Below are 4,638 nucleotides of genomic sequence, written 5' to 3' on the forward strand. Positions count from 1 at the left end.
CCGGCGCGCTCTGCACGCCGGGCGCCCACCCCCTCCCGCGTGGGTCCGGGGCCTTCCGTCCGGTGCCTTCTGTCCGGGGCCTTCAGCCGATGCGCCTGTGCACGTTCTTCTTCGTGGACGGGCCGGGCACCGCCTCGGCGATCCACGGCCCCTCGGAGGAGGAGTCGATGACGCCGTCCTCCAGCCATGTGTACGCGCCGTCGAGGATGCCCCGTACGACCTTGCGGTCCAGGTCGTCGGTGTTGTGCCACAGCCTGCCGAACAGCTCCTCGACCCGGACCTTCGCCTGCCGGCAGAAGACGTCAGCGAGCTGGTACGGCGCCTTGCCGTCGGGCACGCTGCTCAGGGCGTCGCGCCGCAGCTTCTCCGCCCGTACGCACGCGGCGCTCATCGCGAACAGCTCCGCGCCGATGTCCACGATCCGCCCGAGGAAGCCCTGCTTGGTCTCCATGCGCCCCTGCCAGCGCGACATGGCGTAGAAGGTCGAGCGTGCCAGCTTGCGCGAGGTGCGCTCGACGTAGCGCAGATGGACGGCCAGTTCGCCGAAGTCGGCGTACGTACCGGGCAGTTGGCCGGGACCGGCGACGAGCTTGGGCAGCCAGCGTGCGTAGAAGTTGCCCGCGGAGACGGCGGCGCGTCCCTTGTCGGAGAGGGTCTTGTCCGGGTCGATCAGATCGCCCGCGACCGAGAGATGGGCGTCGACGGCCTCGCGGGCGATGAGGAGGTGCATGATCTCCGTCGAGCCCTCGAAGATGCGGTTGATGCGCAGATCGCGCAGCAACTGCTCGGCGGGGACGCCGCGTTCGCCGCGCGCCGCGAGGGACTCGGCCGTCTCGAAGCCCCGTCCGCCGCGGATCTGGACGAGTTCGTCGGCCATCTCCCAGGCCATCTCGCTGCCGTAGAGCTTGGCGAGCGCGGCCTCGATGCGGATGTCGTTGCGCTCCTCGTCGGCCATCTGGCTGGAGAGGTCGACGACGGCCTCCAGCGCGAACGTCGTGGCGGCGATGAAGGACATCTTGCTGCCGACCGCCTCGTGCTTCGCGACGGGACGCCCCCACTGCACCCGGGCCTCGCCCCACTCGCGGGCCACCTTCAGACACCACTTGCCGGCGCCCACACAGGTCGCCGGAAGGGAGAGCCGACCGGTGTTGAGAGTCGTCAGCGCGATCTTGAGGCCCTCGCCCTCCGCGCCGATGCGGTTGGCCGCCGGTACGCGGACCTGATGGAGCCGGGTGACGCCGTTCTCCAGACCACGCAGGCCCATGAAGCTGTTGCGGTTCTCGACGGTGACGCCCTCGGAGCCGCCCTCGACGACGAAGGCCGTGATGCCGCCCCGGTGTCCCTCGGACTTGGGCACCCGGGCCATGACGACCAGCAGGTCCGCGACGACGCCGTTGGTCGTCCACAGCTTCACGCCGTCCAGGACGTAGTCGTCCCCGTCCGGTACGGCGGTCGTCGCCAGCCGGGCCGGGTCGGAGCCGACGTCGGGCTCGGTGAGCAGGAACGCCGAGATGTCCGTACGGGCGCAGCGCGGCAGGAAGGCGTCCTTCTGCTCCTGGGTGCCGAACATCTTCAGCGGCTGCGGCACCCCGATCGACTGGTGGGCCGAGAGCAGCGCCCCGACCGCGGGGCTCGCGCTGCTGATCATCGCCAGCGCCTTGTTGTAGTAGACCTGCGTGAGACCGAGGCCGCCGTACTCGGGGCCGACCTTCATGCCGAGCGCCCCGAGTTCCTTCAGACCGGTGACGACCTCGTCGGGGATGCGGTCCTCACGTTCGATGCGGGCACCGTCGATCTTCGTCTCGCAGAAGTCGCGCAGCTTCGTGAGGAACTCCTCGCCGCGCTGCACGTCCTCGGCGTCCGGTTCCGGATGGGGGTGGATCAGATCCAGCCGGAAGCGGCCCAGGAACATTTCCTTGGCGAAGCTGGGCTTGCGCCAGTCCTGTTCGCGTGCGGCCTCGGCTACTTCTCGGGCTTCGCGCTCGGAGACAGTCATCTCACTCATCTCGCCGCGTGGTAGGGACAGTGATCGCCGTGCGGCGCTCCTGCGGCGCCGCGCACTACCGGCCGGTGCTACTCGCTCGTATGTACCCGGTTCATCCGATGCGTACCAGTGTCCCGGCAGGACGGCCTCAGCGCGCCTCCCGCGGCGTGTGCTTCGCGCGTTCCGTGCGTGCCCTCTAGAGCCCCGTCTTCCCGGTGGCCCAGTAGGGCTGGGTGCGGATCGTGCGGCGGTCCAGGCCGTGCAGCGTGCGCAGGGCCTGGCGCTGCCGCTGGATCGAGCCGCCGTGCCCGGCCAGATACACGGCCTCGGGCGCGAGCCGGCGGATCTCCTCCTTCGCCGGTGTGCCCACGAGCCACGCGTCGAGCGCGGCCCCCTCCTCCTCGGCGGACAGGAGGACGACGGCGTCGGGCAGCAGCTTCCGTACGTACTCCGCGTCGGGCTCGTGCACTTCGGTCACCGCGAGGAGCCGTGACCCTTCGGCCTCGGCACGGCCTGCCATGGCGGCCATCAGTCCGAGGGTGCTGGCGTCGCCCATGACGAGGGCGGAGCGGGGCGAGGTCCAGCGGAAGCCGCGTGCGGAGGCGAGGCCGCACCAGTCGAGTTCGGCGCCCGGTTCGAGGGACTCGATCAGGCGGAGGCCGGGGGCGTCGTGGCGTCCGTGGTCGTGGAAGAGGACGGTGGCCGTGCCGGCGTCGGGGTCCGGGGTCTCGGGGGTGTAGTGGCGGAAGTCGTTCGCGGCGACGCGGAAGGCGGTGACGTCGCACGGCGAGAACTCCCGCGTCCGCAGGTCCTCGCCGGCGAAGGTGACGCGCAGCAGTCCCGGCGAGGGGCGCTCGGCGGACACCACGGTGGTGGTGAATCCACGGCGCTGCGTGTAGTCGGCGAGGAACCTCGGGACCCGTGCCACCTTCCGCCTCCCTGCTGGGGTGAGCCGCGCTGCACGAAGGTCTCCCGGAGCGGGAGCTTCGTTAGGTTAGCCTAACCTAACGAATGGTGGACGTACGGGGAAGCCCCGGGCCGAACGCGGGCCTCCCGTACGGACGTTGGCGGCTCGGCGCACCGCACGCACGTCAGGGCACGACGCGGAAGTGCGTGGTCAGACGGCCCTCACCGTCCAGGACGTGGAACGCGAGCATCGGCGGCAGGGCGAAGTCGAGCGGGCCCTCCTGCTCGCCCTCCCACGGCATCCGCAGCGTCGAGACGACGCCCGGCGCGGCCACCAGCGGCAGCCCCGCGAACGTCGTGACGGCCGGGGTGTGGCTGTGCCCGCACAGCAGCGCCGCCAGCCGCGGGTGCCGTTCGACGACGGCGGCGAGGCGCTCCTCCCCGAACTGCCGGATGGGATCGACGTACTGGCCGTACAGCGGCAGCGGCGGGTGGTGGAAGCAGACGAACACGGGCCGGTCGTCCGGGGCTTCGGTGAGGGCGTCGTCGAGCCAGGCGAGGGTGGCGTCGTCGAGGCGGCCCTCGCCGCGGCCGGGGATGCTGGAGTCGCACATCGCGAAGGTGGCGCCGGGCAGTCGGTGCAGGCGGTTGACCGGGGAGGAGTCGGCGGGGTCGCCGCCGAGGAGGCCGGCGCGGTAGGCGCCGCGTACGTCGTGGTTGCCGGGGCAGTGCAGCAGGGTGTGCCGGGAGGTCTTCAGCAGCGCCGCGGCCTGCTCGTACTCCTCGGGTGTGCCGTGGTCGGCGACGTCGCCGGTGAGGACGACGGCGTCCAACTCGCCCGGCAGCCCGTCGAGTCGGCGCAGCACCCGCTCGGCGCGCTCCAGTGCGCGGGCGCCGCCGTCGCCCCGGTCCTGGCCGATGTGGATGTCGCTGATGTGCGCGAAGACGAACAAGCGCTCACTCCTTCCAGTCCACCGCGAAGGCGCGGGCGGGGTTGCGTACGGAGATGCGGGACGCGGTCTCGGCGCCCGACTCCCGTGTGATGCGCGGCAGAAGGACCTCCGGCAGACGGCGCATGCCGGGTGCGGCGAGCGCCGCAGCCGTCGTGGTGTCGGAGCCGAGCAGGACGCGGTCCGCGTGCCCGTGCCCGACGAGGGCCGTCAGCGAGTCCGTCAGCCGTGGATCGGTCGCACGGTGGGCGTGGGAGGGCCCGTCGAAGACCAACCAGGCGCCGCGGCGGGCGAGTTGAAGGTGCAGCTCCGGGTCCGGGAGCCGGCCGGGATGGCCCAGCAGGACGCGGTGCGGCGGCACGCCGCAGCGCTCGCAGAGCAGATCCAACACGTCGTGCGCCGCGGTGCCGCCCTCCAGATGGACGGCGACGGGCGCTCCGGTGGCGTGATGGGCCTCGGCGGCGGCGTGCAGGGTGCGGGTGGCATGGGCGTCGAGTACGTCGCGGCTTCCGGCCACCTTGATCAGTCCGGCGCGCGGGCCCTCGCCGCAGACGCTGCCGCGGATGCCGTCGGTCAGCTCGTCGACGAACAGCCGGGCGAGATCGGCGCGTTCGCTTCCGGGGCCGCCGGTGCGGGCGGGCCACCCGTAGCCGGCCTTCTGACCGATGTAGTGCACGGCCTGGTGCAGCCCGGTCGCAGCCACCAGATGCAGCCCCGTACGCCGGGCGACCTCGGCCAGCGCGCCCGCGCAGCGCCCCATGCCGTACGGCGTCCACTGCACGGCCGACCCGCCGCCCG

At 72.1% G+C, this 4,638-nt stretch carries 4 protein-coding genes; all 4 read right to left on the reverse strand.

Annotation, left to right across the window (positions count from 1 at the left end):
• Positions 1 to 82: 82 nt before the first annotated feature.
• A complete protein-coding gene (locus AN218_RS31035; RefSeq protein WP_079132780.1) occupies positions 83 to 1,996 on the reverse strand; it encodes an acyl-CoA dehydrogenase family protein in 1,914 nt (637 codons plus the stop codon).
• A 184-nt stretch (positions 1,997 to 2,180) separates the two neighbouring features.
• Entirely contained in the window at positions 2,181 to 2,912 is a 732-nt protein-coding gene (locus AN218_RS31040) for a siderophore-interacting protein (protein ID WP_070020361.1), read from the reverse strand.
• A gap of 163 nt (positions 2,913 to 3,075) precedes the next feature.
• The gene (locus AN218_RS31045) at positions 3,076 to 3,843 is read right to left on the reverse strand and encodes a metallophosphoesterase (protein WP_070020362.1); all 768 of its coding nucleotides are present in this window, start codon (positions 3,841 to 3,843) and stop codon (positions 3,076 to 3,078) included.
• A gap of 4 nt (positions 3,844 to 3,847) precedes the next feature.
• Positions 3,848 to 4,638, reverse strand: a 791-nt coding sequence (locus AN218_RS31050; protein WP_079132781.1) for a phosphotriesterase family protein, incomplete at its 5' end; no start/stop codon positions are given.

The organism is Streptomyces nanshensis, from assembly GCF_001751255.1.
Taxonomy (GTDB): domain Bacteria; phylum Actinomycetota; class Actinomycetes; order Streptomycetales; family Streptomycetaceae; genus Streptomyces; species Streptomyces nanshensis_A.